The sequence below is a fragment of the Planktothrix pseudagardhii genome (assembly GCF_904830925.1).
GTDB lineage: Bacteria > Cyanobacteriota > Cyanobacteriia > Cyanobacteriales > Microcoleaceae > Planktothrix > Planktothrix tepida.
Map to the genome: position 1 here is coordinate 364,765 of NZ_LR882967.1, position 19,609 is coordinate 384,373.

Here is a 19,609-nt window from a genome sequence, read left to right on the forward strand (position 1 = left end):
TCAGGGATTGAAACATCTTGTTGGGGGTACTTGAAGCTAGTGTGCAATGTTATAATAACCACTAATCCCTTTCAGGGATTGAAACAATTTGCTGTTCGGTCAGCCGGGTCTTTTGGGAGGTTATAATAACCACTAATCCCTTTGAGGGATTGAAACCTAGAATAAATAAGTCCTCAGCATTATTTATTGTAAGCAATTTTGTTCCTAGAAGGTTGATCTGCTTCCGGGTCTGCCTCTTGGCCAAAATCGAACCGCAAAGGAAACTAACGCCATTGCTTGGTTAAGTTGTTGCAGTTGTCGTTGAAGTTGCTTATAATTTTGCCTGAGTTGAACACTTCCCTGTTGTCCATAATCAATAAAATTCGGTGCTCTTTCTAAAAAAAATCGGGTGTTACGCTCCATTAAAATTAACCGTTTATCTAAACGATTAATCATTAAAGTAAAGAGCCAGATTTTTCGAGCGATATACAAACAGACTAAAGAAATTAAAATATTGATGATAATAACGGTAATCAGCATTCTGATACTTTGATCCTAATCAAGGATTGTATGATCTGATTCTATCCTACTAACACCCCCTCGAATTAGAAATATTATGTTCAATTTATAAATATTTGAAACAATTTAAAAGCCAGTTGTCAGCTAGAAATAAAGCTGAAACTGGGATTAGAATTTGCTTGATACCAATACTTGTATTGGCTATATTAAAGAGATTGAGGAAGTAGAAAGGAAAAACCCCTCAAAATGTTAACACTTTAAGGGGTTTTATGGAGTGCCAGGAGGCGGACTTGAACCGCCGACACGAGGATTTTCAGTCCTCTGCTCTACCGACTGAGCTATCCCGGCTTGTTTTTCACTTTTATTAATCTAGCAAATCTAATCGCGTTTGGCAACCCCCTGAAGAGAAATTTTTTGATACAGTGAATGAGACAGCAGATGGGATAGCAGCATGAGGCACAAAAAACCCCCTGTAGAGCTCATTGGGGTCAGCTTAATTTGGCTTTTGGTGGCGGTGAGCGATCGCATCTGGTTTAGGATGGATCGTTCGGTGCCCGCTTGGGATCAAGCCGATTATCTCAATAGTGCCCTAGATTATTGGCGAGTGTGGCAACATCCCCAATGGTTTTCCGGGGACTGGTGGACTCAGATGTGGATGCTGTCACCGAAAATCCCACCTTTAACCTATTTATTAACGATTCCCTTTCAAAATTTATTAGGATTAGGATCGGATCAAACCAATGCAGTTCATTTATTATTTAGTGCAATTTTATTCGCTTCGGTTTATGCTTTAGGAACCCGCTTATTTAACCCAAATGTGGGATTTTGGGCAACAGTTTTATGCGCGATTTTCCCCGGACTTTATCACCACCGCTTACAATTTCTATTAGATTATCCGTTAACCGCAATGGTGACGTTAAGTTTTTATGGCTTAACGCTGTGGTGGTTTTCTAAGTCTAATCAATCTTGGCGATTTTCGATTGGATTTGGGTTAACCTTTGGACTGGCTCTTTTAACCAAACAAACCGCCTTATTTTTCCTATTTATTCCTTTATTATGGATAACAGCGACAATTTTTAAACAGCGTCAATGGCAACGTTTTTTACAATTAGCGATCGCGTTATTATTATCAATCGCCGTTATTTTCCCTTGGGCGAGAACTAATTGGTTATTAATGTTAACCTCTGGAAAAAGAGCAACCATTGATTCTGCGATCGCAGAAGGCGATCCAGCGTTAACCAGTTTAGACGCTTGGACTTATTATTTTAAATTACTTCCGGCTCATCTTTCCTGGCCGTTATTAATTATCCCGATTATAGGATTATTATTCTATATTATCAAACATTATTCTTTGTCTGCAAATCAACAACATCATCCCTTTTCCCACTTTCCTAAATTAGACTTAAACTGGATATCCTTAAACTGGTTAGCTATATTTTGGTTTGGGGGATATTTTATTTCTACCTTAAATATTAATAAGGATTTTCGGTATACTTTACCCTTGCTTCCGGTTTTAGCGATTATTTTAGCTTATTTTTTAACCTTATTTCCGCAACGATGGGGACGACAAATTCGCTGGTTTACGGTTAGTTTAGGCATAATATTAATGATTTTTAATTTATGGCCCATCGGCAGTTATCCAGTTAGACAAGTTATGAGAACTTTAAACCCTGGAAATGAACATCATGTTTATTTAGGAAAGCCTTGGCCGAATGAACAAGTGATTGCAGAAATTATTCAATCTCAACCTTATTTAAAAGCTAATTTAGGGGTATTACCTTCAATGCCAGAAATTAATCAGCATAATTTAAACTATTATGGTTCGTTACAAGATTCTCAAGTTTACGCCAGACAAGTAGGAACCCAGAAAAAAAACGTTTTACAAGATGTGCGGTCATTGTCTTGGTTTGTTACTAAAACTGGACAACAAGGTTCAGTAGATAGGGTTCAGGATGCTCAACAAATGACCATGCAAACTTTAGAAACCAGTCCAGAATTTAACTTAAAAAAACAATGGCTATTACCCGATAATAGTTTTTTAAATTTATATCAAAGAATCATTCCGTTTGTCAAAGTTGACCCCCTGAAACAATCCTTATCTAAAGTACAGCTAAAACAAATTTTAATTCCTAAACAAGCACCCCCAGGGATTGCGGTTCCTGTGACTTATCAATGGCAAGGATCATTACAACAATTGCAGGAAGGAATAGTAATTTTAACCTGGAAATTGACCCTTCCTCAAAAAGAAGGTTTATCCTCTTGGATTCATGATCATGGTATTGGTATGGGAGAATTATATGGTCATTCATCAAATCAGAGTTATCAAGTGACAGAACAGATGGCGATGCTTCCTCCAGTTAATCTTATCCCTGGAAATTATCAATTAGAAGCTACTTATTTAAACCGAAAAACAGGTGAAACTTATAAAATAGAATCTCCTAATATTACCTTAAATATTAATCCTAAAGCTCCTCCAATAACAGCACCAGAATTAGATTTAGTGACGCAGTTAAGAATATTATCAGTGAATTTACCTCAAGGAATAAAAGGGTTAGATCCGATTTTTGCCGAGGTGGGACGGATTAATCAATATGATCCGACTCAAGATTATACCCATCAAGCGGAAATAGCGTTAGAATATCGATTAAAACAAGAACCATTCCGTTTAGATTTAGCGTATAATTTAGGGTTAGCAAATGTTTTACAACAGGATGCAAAAGGAGCGATCACCGCTTTAAAACAAGTCACTCAACTAGACAGTAAAAACCCCAATGCTCATGCTTATTTAGCATTTGTTTATCTGTATAATTTACAGCCAAAATTAGCAGAACAGGCGTTAAAACCTGCCTTAGAGTTAAAACCCAATCAACCGGAATTTAAAGCTTTATTAGGGGTTGCTCAATTGATGCAGGGTAATATTATTTCAGCTTGGCAAAATTTACAAGCTTTGAAGTAAATTAACAGTTAGAGGGAAGGTACAGCAGATGGACAGTTAGAACTTCCACCGGAAATCCGTTCTAAGTTGCACCCAGGAGATGAGTTTGTCCTGTGGGAAGAAGAAGATATTATTATTTTAAAAAAGGTTAAAAAGCCTTTATTAAATGAGTTTATTGAACATCAAAAAACTGTTGATTTAGAGGGATCTTTAAGTTTTTTTGAAATTGCAGATCGTCTCTCTAAACTGAATGAAATTGATCCAATTTCTGAGGAAGAAATTCAAGAGGAAATTCAAGCTTATAAGCAAGAAAAGCGAAACTTGGCTTAAGTTTATGCGAATTATTTTAGATACTAATACTGTAATTTCTGAGCTTTTTTGGCGAGGTAAGCCTTTCCAGGTTCTCTAATGAATATTAGAGAAAAAATCCCAATTCCTATTGTAAGTGCTGGTGAGTTTTTAGATATTTTAGCAGATTCTACCAGCTAATAAAGTTTGGCGTTGTTATAATATTAGATTAGGGGGTGCGTGTGCTAGGCTTACGCACCCTACAGAAATCGCTAATCTAAGATAGCACCCCGTTGTTTGAGGTTGAGTTTTGCTTCAGGAGACAGTCCCACAACCCCTAAAAATTTAGCATTTTCCACAATAGAATCGGTGAGATAAATACCGCTTAAATTAGAGCCACTTAAATCAGCAAACGATAAATTTGCCCCTGTTAAATTTGCTCCAATTAAGTTAGCATCTCTCAAATCGGTATAACTCAAATCCCGTTCAATTCCACCTTCGGTGACAATTTCCTGAACCAGACGCCATTTCTCACTCAGTTCGGTGGTTTCATCAATTAAAGTGCCACTTAAATTCGCACCTCTGAGATCCGCACCAGTCAGAATAGCACCCTTAAGATCTGCACCAATTAAATTAACTCCTGTGAGATTAGAATTCGTCAAAGTGGCACGGGTGAGATTGGCATTAATTAATTTAACATTCGTGAGATTAGCTCCTGTTAAATTCGCGCCAATCAATTTAGTATAGATTAAGTTAGCTCCACTTAAATAGGTATTAACTAAATGGCTACGATTGAGATAAGCACCGACTAATTTAGCCCCATTGAGATAAGCACGGCTGAGATCTGATCCGCTTAAATCCGCACCACTTAAATTAGCATTAATTAAGTTGACTCCCGTTAAATCGGCTTCACTCAAATCTGCTCCCTGTAAGTCGGCATTAATGAGATTTGCACCACTTAAATCGACGCTACTCAAATCAACACCATTGAGTTGAACCCCAATTAAGATAGCACCTCGAAAATCCCTTTCCCCGTGAGTATATTTTTCAACTAATTGTTTAATGTCCATTCTCTAATATTTTGTTTAATTCGTGTTAGTCTGACTAGAAACTGAAGTCGGTACTGATGCCAATATCCCCTTATGGATCACAGGACTGTAATTTCTTTCGAGCCCGACGAGCAGAACGCAATAATTTAACCCGGTAAGGATCGGCATCGGTACGCCAGTAGACACGATAACCCCTGATTTCAGCACAATGATCTTCTAAACATTTTAACCAACCCAGGCGCGTCCGAATCAAACGAAAGTTATCCAACAGTCCCCATTTTTCTTCTTGGTCACTAAGTCTAACCAACTGTTGATAGTGGGGATACTCCGGCGTGACTAAGGTTTCTTTGCGATGCAATATGGGGGGATTGGGGCCATCATAGGCTTGATAGCTCACCTGAAGATCCCGCAAGTCAATTTGCATACAAGTGCTCAGAGTCGGATGAGGTTCAAGATCAAAATCGGGGGAAAATAAATAAGAAATTTTGGGGGTTTTGATATGAAACTTAATTAAGTTTGCACCTTCGGGACGACCTAGAGTTTGACTCGCGCATCCCTCATAGAGTCGCAGTAAAGGATCAAGTTTTTCCAGCGCTGAAATATGAATCCAGAGGGAATTGGCTCGTTTTTGACCGACCGCGCTATTTTGGCAATGGTTGGCAATAATTTTAGGATCACCAAGAGTATATAACATTAGATCAGCTAAATTACAAGATTTTTTATAACTACCGAATAAACCTTTTATATCATTTTTCATTTGTTCTGAAAGCTGAAACAGTTTAGGACGACGACCAAACCGACTTAAGGCAATATAAACCAGTAGATCTTGACGGCGTTTATGGGCGATTACATCCCATTCATCGGGATTTGTTGCTTGTAAAATTAGTTGAAATGCACGTTTCAGGCTGCCGAATTCTTGTTTAATCGGCTCTTCTTCTGGAAGTTCGGTTTCTACTGGTAAACGACCGCGATCGCTAACAAATTGAATCAAGGGTTGCAGTAAATCTTGATAATCTTCAAAGCGTTTAATATTTAACCGGACTTTGGGAGAAGTTAACCGCGAACGAAAGCGAGAGGCGCGAAATTTTTCAGCTTCTGTTTCATCCCGAAAAACAATATAAATTCCTAAATCTAAAGGAATTGCATCAACATTTAACACCTGATCAATATAAACTTTGAGTTCTTCCTGTTGATAATATTTCTGAAAGGTATTTCGACTGGTAATCACTCCATCTCCATAAACCATGATGCCTTTTTCTTGAGTATCGACTAATACTTGTGCTGCGATAATTAACACCTTTCGGGTTAAATTCCACGCCTGAATTAACGCTTCCCGTCGTTCCGTTTGACATTCAATCACGTTAATCACATACCCTAAATTAACAATATCTGATTCAACGCGAGGGGTCTGGGGAGAATAATAAGGATCCCATCCGGTGCTAATATATCCCTGTTCTGCTAATCGTTGAATATCTCCCCCATATCCACAGCCATAATCAAAAAAAGTAGTCTCTTGTTGAAAGAGTTCTGCTTCTATGGCTAAACGAACCGGACGGGATAAGGTTTTACGAGGAAGGGCAGCACGATGACGTTCAATTTTAGGGATGAAAGCTAAGGGATCATCGGAATTAATCGGAATTAAATGATCGCCCTGATCTCCAATTTTGATCACCTGATGATCTTGAATTTCTACCCCATGTTTATTTAAGTGTTGTTGCCATCCTTTGCGAGTTCCAATGGTTCGATAGAGACGTTGTTCTGATTGAATCAATTCTGCATCCAAAGCAGAGACGGATATTCGCCGAGGTTCTAATAATCCTAATTTTTCTTCAGTTTGAGTCAGTTGGGTGAATTTTTCATAATGGGGATAATCAGCACTCACAAAGGTTTCTTTTCGATGTAAAATCGGCGGATTATCACTATTAGAATAATCCATAAGATTCACTTGTCCGGTTTTGACATTAACTTGAAAACTGGCGGTTAAAGCTGGATGGGGATCTTGATCAAAGTCAGGATAAAACAAATAAGAAATAACCGGTTGATTGGTATGAAATTTGATAAGAGTAAAGGGTTTGAGCAAGGGTAAATAAAAACGGCTTAATTGTTCATAAACTCGTAACACAATATTTAAGTCACACAAAGCTGAACGATGAATATATAAGGCATTGGGAAGTTTTTTTCCCAAGGAACTTTGCTGACAAGATTGACTAATAAAAGTCGGGTTTTGCAGATTTAATAACAGTTGCTCAACAATCAGACAAGTTTGTTGGTAACTGCCAAAATAATTATAAATTTCTTGTTGAATTTCGGGAGAAAAAGTCTTAAAACAGTTCAGACGAGGCGGAACTTGTCGTTGCAGAGCTTGTAAAGCTAAAAACATCAGTAAATCATTCCCGACCCGGAGATCCCCGTTGGGAGAGTTTTGTTGAGTTAAAACCTCAGAGGCAGTAAGACATTCCCAAGAATAACTCTGGGGAGGAAAAACGAGATGATGACTACTACTCATTCGTCTGACCCCGATTAAAACGTAGCGGTTTATTCTGATTTTAAAGCAAGAAACAGGAATGAAGAATTAAGAATGATGAAGCTTACCCTGAGAAATCTTAAACTATGGCTAACGAATCCCTATTTCCGGGTCAATCCCATTATGTCACAATTGCTGAACAACAACACCCAACGATCCGACGTCGCCGGATGCACCAAAGCGTTGCTTTCTTATTATTAATCGGATGTTTTTTTAGCGGTTTAGGAATTCAACTCGCCCGGTTACAATTAATTCAAGGAGAATATCATCGAGTTCGAGCCGAAAATAATCGCTTACGTTTGATTCCTGTGCCTGCAAAACGAGGTCAAATTTTAGATCGAAACGGGTTTTTATTGGCAGGAAGTCAACTGTCTCGCTCGGTTTATTTATGGCCCCAAGAACAATCTCCTCAAGAATGGAAAATTACCGCCCAACAACTGCAATCTATTTTAAAAGTTCCCGCTTCTGAGATTCGGGAAAAATTAGAAAAAACCGGTTATCGTTCTCGAATTCCGGTGCGGGTTAGCCCGAATTTATCCCCCCGAATGTTTATTGGTTTAGCCGAGAAAGTGGAAAATTTACGCGGTGTGGAAGTGCGGGGAGAATCCCGAAGAAGTTATCCTAATGGCAATTTATTGGCTCATATTTTAGGTTATATTGGGGAAGCAACATCGGAAGAATTAAAAGCAAATCCTGATTATCCCATGGGAATGATGGTTGGAAAAATGGGGATTGAAAAATTAGCCAATTCTAAAATCCAGGGAGTTTGGGGAAATCGATTAATTGAAGTGGATGCGCAAGGACAGGAAATTCAAGAGTTAGGATTGCAATCTCCTCAACAAGGAGAATCTATGCGTTTAACGGTAGATTTAGCTTTACAAAAAACCGCCGAAAAAGCCTTAGCCAATCGTCGAGGGGCGGTTGTGGTTTTAGATGTTAAAACCGGAGGAATTTTAGCATTAACCAGTGGGCCGACTTTTGATCCCAATCTGTTTACTGATCAAGTGACTTCCCAGGAATGGAAACAACTCCAACGTGCTGAACAACCTTTATTAAATCGAGCCTTACAGGGATATCCCCCCGGTAGTACCTTTAAAATTGTGACGACAACGGCGGGGATTGAATCACGACAATTTTCACTCACTTCTAAATTAGCAACTGCTTCAGCGATTAATATTGGCGGGATTGCCTTTCATGAACATGGAAATGGTTATGGGGTGATTGGATTTAAAGATGCTTTAGCTTTTAGTAGTAATACCTTTTTCTATCAAGTGGGAATGAAAACAGGGCCAGAAAATATAGCAAAATGGGGCAAAGAATTGGGACTGGCGGGAACGATTAATTTAGATTTATTGGGGTTAGATGGAGCGAATCATGGGCAAATTCCTACCCCTAAAGAAAAGGAAAAGTTATATGGAGAACCTTGGTATGTAGGGGATACGGTAACGATGGCAATTGGTCAAGGTTTAGTCTTAGTTACCCCCTTAGAATTGGCGGTGATGATTTCTACTGTTGCTAATAATGGTTGGCGAGTTCAACCCCATTTATTAATGTCTCAAACAAATACATCTGAAACCAAACCGATTAAAACAAAAATTTCTGCATCCACTCTTAATCTGATTCGGGCTGGATTAATTGATGTGGTGAAAAAAGGAACGGGACGAGGATTAAATGATGGCACAATTCCTTTAACGGGGGGAAAAACGGGAACAGTTGAAATCCCTGGACAGCCGGATAATTCCATGTATGTTGGGTTTGGGCCTGCAAATAAACCGGAAATTGCGATCGCTGTGGTGGTGGAAGCGGGAGGGTTTGGAGCAGTTTCTGCGGCTCCAATTGCCCATGACATTTTTAAAACCTATTTTAGCAATCGAAACGTTCCAACTCAATCTAAACCTTAGATCCAAAACCCTGGAATTGCATAGTGTTTGAAGGAAACAGAGGTGCAATCTTATGATTTAATTTCTACCAGAAAATTGGAAAATATAGCAACTTCGCCTGACCATTATGAAATTAATAATGGCTGTGATCCTGAACCCTTAAGCATCCTTTTCATTGCTCCACTGTTGTTGAATCTTGCCTTCTGACTCCTATTCTTCCGATTCAGATTCAGCTTAACAGTTAGACAATTAATAAATTAGAAACGGAACTGTTATTAAAAATTAGTTCCCGTGATTCCTGACGGACTAATCCCTCAATAACCGCTTCTTGTAGTTTGAAAAAGGCATGGAAATCCTCCATACTGTATTTTGTTGTTTGCAAAAGGTTCCGCAAACGCTCTTCAGCATCGACTGTTAGATAGCCTGTCTCTAAACAAGTCTCAACGATCAAGTTAATTTTATTCATTTTTGTTGACATCTCGTTACGAAATGGTGAGGTTATTGCTGTAGAAATTACGTTTTTATTCTCCGTACTTACACGGAGATAATACATCTTTCTAAAGAAAGATTATTATGAACATTATTATGATTAAATCTTGATATTTGAGATAATCAGATGCAAAATCCATCTTAGACGATTCTGAAATCAGAAAGTTCCCCCTGATTTCATCACAGATCGAAATCTTCGCTTTAAAATCATGATTGGTAAACCTTCTACTGGATTTTGCACCACTCAATCTTCTAGGTAATCAATAATTTATAATGTATCTAACTTTAACTGTAGAGTTTGTTTACAGACGGTTGATAAAAGCGGGAAGCTACGAACGCCGGGGAGAAACCGTTGTGATATCTTGAGGGTTTCGCCGAAGGTTACAAAATGTACTATTGTATTAGTGATACATTGGGTTAATTTCTTTCTCTTTATGTCATTGAATCGCCGTCAATTTTTATGGTTAAGTGGTCTGAGTGCGTGTAGTGTGATTGGATGGGACATTAAAAAGCGGTTTTTGACGACTTCTGAAACTTCACATCAAGAAATTCCGTTAACAGATCATGCGATCGCAGCAGTTCCTAGTCCTCAACCTTTATTCCGTTTTATCACGATTGGAGATACAGGGACAGGAGAGACAGGACAATATGATGTCGCTAATGCCATGTTTCGCTATTATCAAAACAATCCTTTTCAAGTGGTAACTTTACTAGGAGATAATATTTATACAAACGGTGAAATTGAGAAAATCAACGCTGTTTTTGAGAAACCCTATCAACCCTTACTCAAAGAAAATATTAAATTTTATGCGTGTTTAGGAAATCACGATATTAGAACAGAAAATGGAGATCGTCAAGTGACTTATCCTTTATTTAACATGAAGGGTCGTTACTATAGTTTTCAATATGATCCGGTGGAATTTTTTGTTTTAGATGCTAATCAGAATGCGGACTGGGAAAACCAAATGCCTTGGTTAGAAAACCAACTGCAAAAAAGTCAATCTCCTTGGAAAATTGTTTATAGTCATTTTCCCATTTATTCTTCTGGCTTATATGGTGTTAATGAAGAATTAATTAATCGATTAACGCCATTATTTAAAAAATATAAGGTTCAACTTTATATGAATGGTCACGAACATGATTATGAACGCACGAAACCGATTGAGGGTACCACTTATTTAACAACAGGTATCGGAGGCGCACCCATTCGCTCAGTGGGACGTTCAGAATGGACAGCAACCTCCGCTTCAACGTTAGGATTTACGGCGATTGAAATTTATGCTGATCATCTCATAATTCGCGCTATTGATCCTGAAGATCAAGTATTTGATGAAGGGATGATTAAATTGCATGAATCGCTTTAAGAATTAACACACAACTTGGAGCATGGGTAATTTGGCTATTGATCACCATTTTGACAGCTTGTTCTAAAGGAAGACAAACCGTTTCTATGGTTTCCGTTCCTTCTTGATGGGTTTCAGTAAAGCTGAACTGTTTAGCTAGAAATAAATGCACGGGACAATGAACAATAGAGATATCTAAATCAAAGAATCCTAGCTCAATTAATGCTTCAGCTTTGATGCCAAGTTCTTCTTCAATTTCTCGTTTCGCAGCCGTTAAAGACGGTTCTAGGAAATAGTTTGATTAACTAATAACTGATTTAGCTAAAGGGGAATGCTCATAATGGGCTAATAAATCGGCGGGATGATCGTAAATAGCCAGTGCACCCGTCAGTTGCGAATCATCGAACCCACCAGAACGAAAGGCAATTACACCGACGTTAGCCCCTTGAGCAGATTGGATATCGTAGGGGGTGTCGGCCAGCATCACGACCTCAGAGAAAGAAAGCTGGATTTTGCTTAATGCCACTTCTACAATGTCAGGTGCGGGTTTGGACGCTTCTGCATCATCGGAGGTTGTTGCTTGAACTTGCTGAAGCAAATCATCAATAATTATGTTTAAACTTAAGCTTTGAGGTTAGCATTTTGTTTAAAATCTCCTCTACACTAATTACTGTTAGCTTTTGAGCAAATTCAGCAGGAAAAAGAGATATCATTAATCAGAAAAAGAGTAACTTTAGAGTAAAGGGATAACAATGGCTTCCTCAAGGGAAATTAAAATGCTCACAGAACTTCTGGAGCTAGAAGGAGTAAAAGTCGTCTCACGTCATCAGCATAAAGGGATTGGAATAATTTTAGAGATAGAGCCAATCCATCAGGAGTTAGATAAGCAGAGAAAACAAGAAAGACTGAAGAACCAGTTTTCTTTACTTCCCTAAGTACATACGTCAGGAAGTAAATCTGAAAGTTGACAGGGAAGGTAAGGGTAATGGTGATATGACTTATAAATATCGTCTATTTACGGATTATAAGTAAAAATTAAGCGATCACTGTAATTTGTATAAACTATTCTAATAATATCTTTAAAGGTGAGTTACTCGTTTTGCTGTTAGTTTAAATACAAGTTGAGTAGTTTCTGAGCAACGGTATTGGGTTTGTTAGCTCAATAGTAGAGAAGATGTGTTGTAGTCAGTCGGTCAAAGCAAAGCTGGTGACAAGATTTGAACTTGCGACCGGCTGATTACAAATCAGCTGCTCTACCACTGAGCTACACCAGCAACGTCTTCTACTATAGCAAAAGTTGTTAATTTTGATCAACTCCTTTTGCAGTTTTTTAAATTATAAGGTTTCGAGATAACTCAACAGGTCAGCCATTTCCTTAATATTGGGTTGAAACTTAGGCATGGGAGGGGTATTACCGCCAATAACTTGCTGAATAATCCCGACTTCTGACTTCCGTTGGGAAACATCATGCAGACTTGGCCCTACTTGACTACTCGCTTGCCAAGCATGACACCCAGCACAGTTATAGAGGAAAATGTCCTGTCCCCTTACCGGGTCGCCTTTAAGGGACAGAACACTTTCCACATAGGGATCAAAAACCTGTAGCTTAGGAAGGACAAAAATCCAACCCAGGATAAAAACCATCAACGCTAGGCTGACGACGGTGGCCCGTTTAATCAGGACTTCAATTTGTGTAATCGCAAGCTGGTTATCCAAGGTGTTTCTAATAATTTGAGAATTATCTACAAAAATCTTTACACTGTAACTAGCTTATAGCGTTGATGAGTGAAGAGCAAGAGCGCCCAACAGTTAACCGTTAACCGTTAACGGTATCATAGAGGGTTATTGCTCAAGTTAACACCGAAGGAGATCCAGTGGTAGAACCATTACTGTCAGGAATTGTTCTGGGTTTAGTTGTCGTGACGCTGTTAGGGTTATTTTTCGCAGCGTACCAACAATATCGTCGGGGAAACCAACTTAATATCGACTAAATCTCCAGAATTTCCACTCACCCTTGGTTGAGCCTTCTGGGTTCAACGGGGGTGAACTTATTTCGTGAATTCTATGAGTCAGCTAGGGATGGATCTGATATCAGTAGGAACAATGCTCCTCATCGTGGTGATTGTGATCCTTCTAATTCTTTATTTTCGAGGGGTTTTTCGAGACAAACACCACTATCAGATTAGAAATTTACCCCCACCCACCGCCGATAATTTTGCTTTTACCGTTGCCTGTCTATCGGATTCCTACATTACCGCAGGACAAGTCACCGGGTTTTGGGTCGAAGCGGATCAAATTTATGCAGCCCGACTGGATGCTATTCGCAAAGCCCAAACGGTGATTCAGTTTGAAACTTATATGATGACACCGGGGCGACGGGCTAATGAGTTTGCAGCCGCCTTGGTTGAACGCGCTCAAGCGGGGGTTAGAGTTCAACTGTTAGCGGATAATTATGGCAGCCAATCGATGTCTCCCGACTATTGGCAACGGTTGGAAGCCGCCGGGGTGGAAGTTGAATTATTTAATGAATTAAGTTGGAAAGATTTAAGCTATCATCTCAAACGCAATCATCGGAAGTTATTGTTAATTGATCAACATCTAGCGATGATTGGAGGGGCGGGAATTTCCGATGAGTGGGATGGTTTAGATGGGAATGGTTGTTGCTGTCCTTGGTTTGACTATGAAATTGCCTTTGAAGGCCCTCTAGTTGCCCGGTTACGCGGTATTTTTCTACAACATTGGATGGATGGTGGCGGTGTGGCGGATTTGGCTTTAGATCCTTTGGTTTTGACTCCTGAACATGAACCGAAGGTAATTATTACCCCCGGAGAAGATCCGAGTTATCGAGATTCAGAAATTCGCTCTTTATATCAATCTTTAATTCAGGCTTCTCAATATCGACTTTGGATTGCTAGTCCCTATTTTTTACCTGATCCGAGTTCCCGTAGAGTTTTATTTGAGGCGAAGCGCAGAGGGGTAGATATTCGGATTTTAACGATGGGAAAAACCTGTGATAAACCGTTTGTTCATTATACGTCCCGTGAATTGTACGGTTATTTATTGCAGGGAGGAATTGAGATTTATGAATATCAAAAAAGCATGATGCACGCTAAGGCGTGGTTAGTTGATGAGCATTGGGTGAGTTTAGGTAGTGCTAATTTTGATCCGCGTAGTTTGTTTAAGAATGATGAGTTAAATCTTTCTACGTCTGAACCTGAAGTGATTCCCCAAATAGAAACGTTTTTTAAACAGGGTTTTGCCAATAGTTATTTGGTGAATCGCAAAGATTGGCAACGTCGGTCTAGGGTGGAACGGTTAATCGGACAATTCTGTTTATTATTTTTCTGGCAACTTTAATCAGTTATCAGTTATCAGTTGTCAGTTGTCAGTTATCAGTTGTCAGTTGTCAGTTATTAGTTGTCAGTTATTAGTTATTAACTTACAATAAACAACAGTACCCAAATCCGGTTTCCTCAGTGATTTCCTCTCCTGTGTTGGATGATGTAGAGTTGCACTAAGGTTTAATGCTTAGTTGCATTGCTCCCTTTACCATAATTGGGGGAAGTGTAAGGATTAACGATGGGTACTGTTGTTTATATTCGACTTCGACGAAACAAATTGTTTTGACGTTTAACAGCGTAACCTACCTCCTAGTCAAACTGAGGAATTTCCTCATTTACAATTTATCAAATTCGGAGTTGTAAACTTGTTAATCACGAAGCTACATTGCTCCCGGTTGATTCACTTGAGGAAATATCAGCAACCAAAGGAAGAGGTGCTGCGGAAGATGACAGACGTTAGATGAAACAGTATTTTTACCTCCTAATTTCACTCAACTTCGATGCCCAATAAAACGTTTTTATGACCTCCTTTTAGATGAGATATAACCGTTTGAACATCGTTTGCTTATCTGTCAGGGAAGCTTTCTTTGCTTCTGTTAATACTGTAATAAACCTTCCTCTGAATTGCAAGTGAAATCAACTAAAGTTAATCATTTGATTCATTAACACTCTCTCAAATGTAAAGTTAAGTAACATTAAATTCTGCGTGGAATAGGCTTCTAATTTTGATATAGAGGGGATACCCACTGCTCAAACCGTTAATCAAGATTAACTCAAAATATGGCCCAACCAAAATCGAAACCATTGCTTGAGGCTGCAATTTCAGCGTTTCACAATCAGATTGAAGTTCTTCGAGAGGAACATCAATAGATTTCTATTGACCTTAATAATGCACCCCAGGCTCTCGCAGAAGCTTACCGTCACCAAGCTCGGCAAATGGTACAACAGTCCGCAATGCGATCGCAGCCTTAGAACAATAACGGTACTGGAAATAGCAGTAATAGTTTTAAAATGCAGTCTAAATATTGATCAGCTTAAGCCCTAAAATTAAGGATAGGGAACCCTGAAGGGTTCCCTACGAATTAGAGGATTTCTCGTCCTAAATAGGGTTGTAAAACGTCAGGAATACGGATGGTTTCATCGGGTTGTTGATAATTTTCTAAAATCGCAGCCATAGTGCGACCAACGGCTAACCCAGAACCATTTAACGCATGAATATATTGTGTGCCTTTTTTACCCGCTTCTTTAAAGCGAATATTGGCACGTCGAGCTTGAAAGTCCTTAACATTGGAACAACTAGAAATCTCGCGGTAGGTTCCCGCCGAGGGCAACCACACCTCAATATCATAACATTTTGCGGCGGAAAATCCTAAATCTCCCGTACATAATTCTATCACCCGATAAGGTAATTTTAACGCTTGTAAAACCCCTTCGGCATCCTGTACTAATTTCTCATGTTCTGCTTCGGATGTTTCAGGATGAACCAGTTTCACCATTTCCACTTTATTAAATTGGTGTAACCGAATTAACCCCCTGGTATCTTTCCCATAACTTCCGGCTTCTCGACGAAAACAAGGGGTATAGGAACAATGATAAATGGGTAATTGTTCCGCCTCTAAAATCTCATCTCGATACAAATTCATCACGGATACTTCAGAGGTTGGAATTAACCATAAATCATCGGAATCACATTTAAAACTTTCTTCGGCAAATTTGGGTAATTGTCCCGTTGCAGTTAAGGAGGTACTATTCACTAATAACGGGGGCATGACTTCAATATAACCGTTATTCGTATGGCGGTCTAACATAAACTGAATTAATGATCGTTCTAAGGCAGCACCTGCTCCTTTTAACGCCACAAATCTCGCTTGAGCAACTTTAACCGCCTGTTTAAACTCTAATAAATTCAGTTTTTCTCCAATATCTGCATGATGCAAAATATTAGGATTTTGGGGAATATATTCATCTCCCCAGCGTCTAATTTCTACATTCTCCCGTTCATCTTTTCCTACCGGAGTAGATTCACTGGGTAAATTAGGAATGGGTAATAATAATTGAGTGATTTGAGCATCAATTTCTTTTTCCTTCGGTTCCAATTCACTCAACTGGATTTTGAGTTGTTGACCTTCCTCTCTTAAGGCTTTAATTTCTTCCCCTTTCGGGTCACATCCTGATTTAATTTTCTCCCCAACTAATTTACCAATATCATTACTTCGGGTTTGCAATACAATGCGTTCCTGTTCCAGTTGGCGGCGTTGTTCATCTAAGGTTAAAATCGGTTGCAAATCATACTCGCCTCGTACCTTTAGGCGTTCTTGCACTTCGACTGGATTTTCCCGAATTAATTTAATATCTAACACGGCGTTCCCTTCAATACTGCTTGATTTTGGATTATGGGTTTATCTTTATAGTCTACTCCATTCAGGCAACATTAAATAGAAGGGAACCCAAAAGTTATCGATTCATCAATTATCTCCACCCTTCCCAAGGCGTAACTTCCAGCAGTCCAGAGGGAGATAAGACCACCTGAAATTGAGCAAAAGATTGAAGGGAAGATTGAGCATCCGGTTGGAACAAGGGGGCGGTTTTTTGCATTTCCTGAACAGCAGCTGAGTTAAAGGGTTTATAGGCAATGATTTTGCCTTTTTCATTTAAAACAACTTGATAAATCAATAAATTTTTAAGCATTAAATTAGCTTGCCAACGTTGATCAATTGTATCATAAAGTTGTTGATTTAAGTGTTGAATTAATTCCCTATTAGTAATCGGTATAGGTGCTTTTTGTACCAAAGGTTGAGGATGAGGCATTGACCAAAGTTTAATCGTTTCATCCCCACTAGCACTCGCTAAAATTGTACCTTCAGGATTAAAGACTAATGACCAAATAGGATGATGATGTTCCGATAAATGGTTTAAGAGTTTCCCCGTAGTGGGATTCCATAAATTAATGGTTTTGTCATAACTTCCACTCGCTAAAATATCTCCATTGGGGCTAAAAACAACGGATAAAACATCTGCGGAATGGTGATTTAACGAATGCAGAACTTTCCCGGTTTTAAAGTTCCACAATTTGACGCTATGGTCTGCACTCCCACTAGCTAAAATTGTACCATTAGGACTAAAAGCTAAGGCGTGAACCGCCGCAGAATGCTGCATTAAGGTATAGTTTCCTTCATCGGTTAAAGACCAAATTGTAATATTACCATTTTCGCTTCCCGTTGCTAAAGTTTGACGATCAGGACTAAAGGCAATTGAAGTCACCCAATCTTTATTATCAAGGATTTTTAGAAGTTGACCTGTAGACAAATTCCACAACCGAATGGTGTGATCTGTACTCCCAGAAGCTAACAATTTACCATCGGGACTAATGGCAATTGCTTTAATATCATCGCTATGACCTTTAAGGGTTTGAATCAGTTGACCTGTTGTAAAATTCCACAGTTTAATTTCATTATCCCAACTCGCACTAATGATCACTTTTCCGTCAGGACTCAGCGCTAAAGATTCAACGGCATCAACGTGAGCATTTACGGTTTTTTGTAATTGACCTGTTTGCAAATTCCAAATTTTAATAAAACCGCCATAACCTCCACTAATTAATGTTTGACCATCGGGAGTCATTGCGATCGCATAAATCCATCCTGAATGATCTTTTAAGGTTTGCATAGAGGACAATGATAAACTTGATTTAAGCTCAGGGGATGTTGCATTTAATCTTGAGAAATTCTTTGCTAATGGAACACCCATAATAACTGCGGTTGTCATTGCTAAAACTGTTGAAATTTTCCAATTAATTTGTTTGATAAACATCTAAATTTTCTCCATTAATCTTGTAGAAAAAAACGGGTTTCTGAGCGAGATCTTTAGATATAAATTAAATTTTTTTACAGAAACCCTGTTTTTGAGAATTGCTTTGATGATGAACAATCCATTGACGATACAAAAATAAAATAATAACGATTAACATTGACACCATGCCAAAGGGTGTTAAATATGTCCAATGGTGAGCCATAATTGCCCAAATATGCCAGGTTAATAAAAACATTGCCCAATACGTTAACTGTTGTAATTTCTTCCAATTTTTCTTGAGGCGTTTAACACTCCAATCATTAGAAGTAATTGCCAATAACGTAAAAATCGTTAACGTTGAAGTGCCTTGAAAATAGAACCAATAGGTTTTAATATCTAACCAATCAAAATTTCTTTGTTTAATATAAATATAAGCATGACCAACCGCTAAACAAAATGATAAAAGACCAATCCAACGCCGATATTTCAACAACCATTTAGGAATCCCTGTTTTAGTCGTGGCTGGGAAAACAATTCTTAACGTGGTTGGAAGTAATGTTAGAATATAAGCACCAACCGCTAAAAATCCTAATAAAGCTGCAAAAGAAACTGGATTAAATTCAAGTTGAAATAGTTGCATGGCTTAATTCCCTCATCCTGAATAGTTCTATTAAGCCAAGCTATAATTACCACTTCCTTTCACGGAGATTACAAATTTGTAATATTACAAGCTGATTAATCCCATTATTATTAAGGAAGCTTTCATCAAATTCTCATCCAATTCTCATCAAACTTATGAATGTCCTGTTGATTGAAGATCAACCCAAAATCGCCAATTTTGTACAAATGGGTTTGAAAGAACAAGGGTTTGTGGTTAACTATTGTGACAACGGCGATGACGGGTATTTAGAAGCGATGAACAATGACTATGATGTAATTGTTCTCGATATTATGATCCCCGGAAAAGATGGATTAGCCATTCTCAAAAGTCTCCGCAAAGCCGGACGGAATATTCCGGTTATTTTACTCACCGCACGCAATGAATTAGAAGACCGACTGGAAGGACTTAATTTAGGTGCAGATGACTATATTTCTAAACCTTTCTTTGTCGAAGAATTAATCGCGCGGATTCATGCAGTTGTCCGTCGGAGCATCGGAGAACGCCAAAATATTATTGCTTATGGTGCTCTAAAATTAGATCGAATTACCCGAGAAGTGACCTGTGATCAACAAATTGTTGAACTCACCACCCGTGAGTTTAATTTATTAGAATATTTAATGCGATCGCCGGGACGAGTCTTAACTCGAACACAAATCTTAGAACACGTTTGGGGGTATGATTTCAATCCCAATACAAATGTTGTCGATGTCTGTATTCAACGCATTAGAAAAAAAATTGATTGTATCGGAGGAAATGATTGTATTGAAAGCGTGCGCGGTGTAGGTTATCGCTTTCGGAAACCGGAGTCATGA

The 19,609-nt window shown here is 38.7% G+C and carries 17 protein-coding genes, 2 tRNA genes, 1 pseudogene and 1 CRISPR repeat array (1 of these 21 cut by a window edge); of the genes and pseudogenes, 8 read left to right on the top strand and 12 right to left on the bottom strand.

What is annotated here, in order from left to right:
- Positions 1-156: direct repeats of the CRISPR family, unit length 37 nt; unit sequence GTTATAATAACCACTAATCCCTTTCAGGGATTGAAAC (it extends 2,154 nt beyond the left edge of the window).
- A 48-nt stretch (positions 157-204) separates the two neighbouring features.
- Both NMK36_RS01495 and NMK36_RS01500 read right to left on the bottom strand, forming a co-directional pair.
- On the bottom strand, positions 205-519 hold the full coding sequence (locus tag NMK36_RS01495) for a hypothetical protein (protein WP_254172839.1): 315 nt from the start codon (positions 517-519) through the stop codon (positions 205-207).
- Positions 520-773: 254 nt separating this feature from the next.
- Positions 774-846, bottom strand: a tRNA-Phe gene (locus NMK36_RS01500).
- Positions 847-949: 103 nt separating this feature from the next.
- Here NMK36_RS01500 and NMK36_RS01505 point away from each other — a divergent pair.
- Together NMK36_RS01505 and NMK36_RS01510 are read left to right on the top strand one after the other, a co-directional pair.
- Positions 950-3,454 carry a glycosyltransferase family 39 protein gene (locus NMK36_RS01505; protein WP_254172840.1) on the top strand — a complete coding sequence of 835 codons (2,505 nt, stop codon included), beginning with the start codon at positions 950-952 and terminating at the stop codon, positions 3,452-3,454.
- A gap of 66 nt (positions 3,455-3,520) precedes the next feature.
- Positions 3,521-3,763, top strand: coding sequence for a hypothetical protein (locus NMK36_RS01510; RefSeq protein ID WP_072719064.1), 243 nt, complete (start codon positions 3,521-3,523; stop codon positions 3,761-3,763).
- Positions 3,764-3,993: 230 nt separating this feature from the next.
- Here the strand turns inward: NMK36_RS01510 and NMK36_RS01515 are convergent, their stop codons facing one another.
- Positions 3,994-4,791, bottom strand: coding sequence for a pentapeptide repeat-containing protein (locus NMK36_RS01515; RefSeq protein ID WP_072719065.1), 798 nt, complete (start codon positions 4,789-4,791; stop codon positions 3,994-3,996).
- A gap of 70 nt (positions 4,792-4,861) precedes the next feature.
- Positions 4,862-7,276, bottom strand: coding sequence for a DNA phosphorothioation-associated putative methyltransferase (locus tag NMK36_RS01520; RefSeq protein WP_072719066.1), 2,415 nt, complete (start codon positions 7,274-7,276; stop codon positions 4,862-4,864).
- A 104-nt stretch (positions 7,277-7,380) separates the two neighbouring features.
- Here NMK36_RS01520 and mrdA point away from each other — a divergent pair, with 104 nt between their 5' ends.
- Positions 7,381-9,195, top strand: coding sequence for a penicillin-binding protein 2 (gene mrdA / locus NMK36_RS01525; RefSeq protein ID WP_254172841.1), 1,815 nt, complete (start codon positions 7,381-7,383; stop codon positions 9,193-9,195).
- A 220-nt stretch (positions 9,196-9,415) separates the two neighbouring features.
- On the opposite strand, the gene NMK36_RS01530 is transcribed toward mrdA, so the two are convergent.
- Positions 9,416-9,640: a hypothetical protein gene (locus NMK36_RS01530; RefSeq protein ID WP_072719068.1), complete on the bottom strand. Its 225-nt coding sequence runs from the start codon at positions 9,638-9,640 to the stop codon at positions 9,416-9,418.
- Between the two features lie 457 nt (positions 9,641-10,097).
- On the opposite strand from NMK36_RS01530, the gene NMK36_RS01535 reads away from it, so the two are divergent.
- Positions 10,098-11,027 carry a metallophosphoesterase family protein gene (locus NMK36_RS01535; protein WP_254172842.1) on the top strand — a complete coding sequence of 310 codons (930 nt, stop codon included), beginning with the start codon at positions 10,098-10,100 and terminating at the stop codon, positions 11,025-11,027.
- Here the strand turns inward: NMK36_RS01535 and NMK36_RS01540 are convergent.
- Both NMK36_RS01540 and NMK36_RS01545 read right to left on the bottom strand, forming a co-directional pair.
- Positions 11,005-11,271 (bottom strand): annotated as a pseudogene (locus tag NMK36_RS01540) (hypothetical protein); the annotation flags it as partial. The gene NMK36_RS01535 and the pseudogene NMK36_RS01540 overlap by 23 nt on opposite strands.
- Positions 11,272-11,307: 36 nt before the next feature.
- Positions 11,308-11,604 carry an HAD family hydrolase gene (locus NMK36_RS01545; protein ID WP_072719071.1) on the bottom strand — a complete coding sequence of 99 codons (297 nt, stop codon included), beginning with the start codon at positions 11,602-11,604 and terminating at the stop codon, positions 11,308-11,310.
- Between the two features lie 178 nt (positions 11,605-11,782).
- On the opposite strand from NMK36_RS01545, the gene NMK36_RS01550 reads away from it, so the two are divergent.
- Positions 11,783-11,941 (top strand): hypothetical protein, encoded by a 159-nt coding sequence (locus NMK36_RS01550; protein WP_186440348.1) that lies wholly within the window; start codon positions 11,783-11,785, stop codon positions 11,939-11,941.
- A 267-nt stretch (positions 11,942-12,208) separates the two neighbouring features.
- Here the strand turns inward: NMK36_RS01550 and NMK36_RS01555 are convergent.
- Positions 12,209-12,280, bottom strand: a tRNA-Thr gene (locus tag NMK36_RS01555).
- A 61-nt stretch (positions 12,281-12,341) separates the two neighbouring features.
- Positions 12,342-12,722, bottom strand: a complete 381-nt coding sequence (locus NMK36_RS01560) for a c-type cytochrome (RefSeq protein WP_072719073.1) — start codon at positions 12,720-12,722, stop codon at positions 12,342-12,344.
- 158 nt (positions 12,723-12,880) lie between these two features.
- Between NMK36_RS01560 and petG the strand changes: the two genes are divergently transcribed.
- Both petG and NMK36_RS01570 read left to right on the top strand, forming a co-directional pair.
- On the top strand, positions 12,881-12,997 hold the full coding sequence (gene petG, locus NMK36_RS01565) for a cytochrome b6-f complex subunit V (RefSeq protein WP_072719074.1): 117 nt from the start codon (positions 12,881-12,883) through the stop codon (positions 12,995-12,997).
- Between the two features lie 88 nt (positions 12,998-13,085).
- Positions 13,086-14,363: a phospholipase D-like domain-containing protein gene (locus NMK36_RS01570; protein WP_072719075.1), complete on the top strand. Its 1,278-nt coding sequence runs from the start codon at positions 13,086-13,088 to the stop codon at positions 14,361-14,363.
- A 1,066-nt stretch (positions 14,364-15,429) separates the two neighbouring features.
- Here NMK36_RS01570 and serS read toward each other — a convergent pair.
- From serS to NMK36_RS01585, 3 genes are all read right to left on the bottom strand, one after another.
- On the bottom strand, positions 15,430-16,707 hold the full coding sequence (serS, locus tag NMK36_RS01575; protein WP_254172843.1) for a serine--tRNA ligase: 1,278 nt from the start codon (positions 16,705-16,707) through the stop codon (positions 15,430-15,432).
- Positions 16,708-16,816: 109 nt separating this feature from the next.
- The gene (locus NMK36_RS01580) at positions 16,817-18,157 is read right to left on the bottom strand and encodes a WD40 repeat domain-containing protein (RefSeq protein ID WP_254172844.1); all 1,341 of its coding nucleotides are present in this window, start codon (positions 18,155-18,157) and stop codon (positions 16,817-16,819) included.
- Positions 18,158-18,221: 64 nt separating this feature from the next.
- Positions 18,222-18,776 carry a ferric reductase-like transmembrane domain-containing protein gene (locus NMK36_RS01585; protein WP_190517969.1) on the bottom strand — a complete coding sequence of 185 codons (555 nt, stop codon included), beginning with the start codon at positions 18,774-18,776 and terminating at the stop codon, positions 18,222-18,224.
- Between the two features lie 155 nt (positions 18,777-18,931).
- Here NMK36_RS01585 and NMK36_RS01590 point away from each other — a divergent pair, with 155 nt between their 5' ends.
- On the top strand, positions 18,932-19,609 hold the full coding sequence (locus tag NMK36_RS01590; RefSeq protein ID WP_254172845.1) for a response regulator transcription factor: 678 nt from the start codon (positions 18,932-18,934) through the stop codon (positions 19,607-19,609).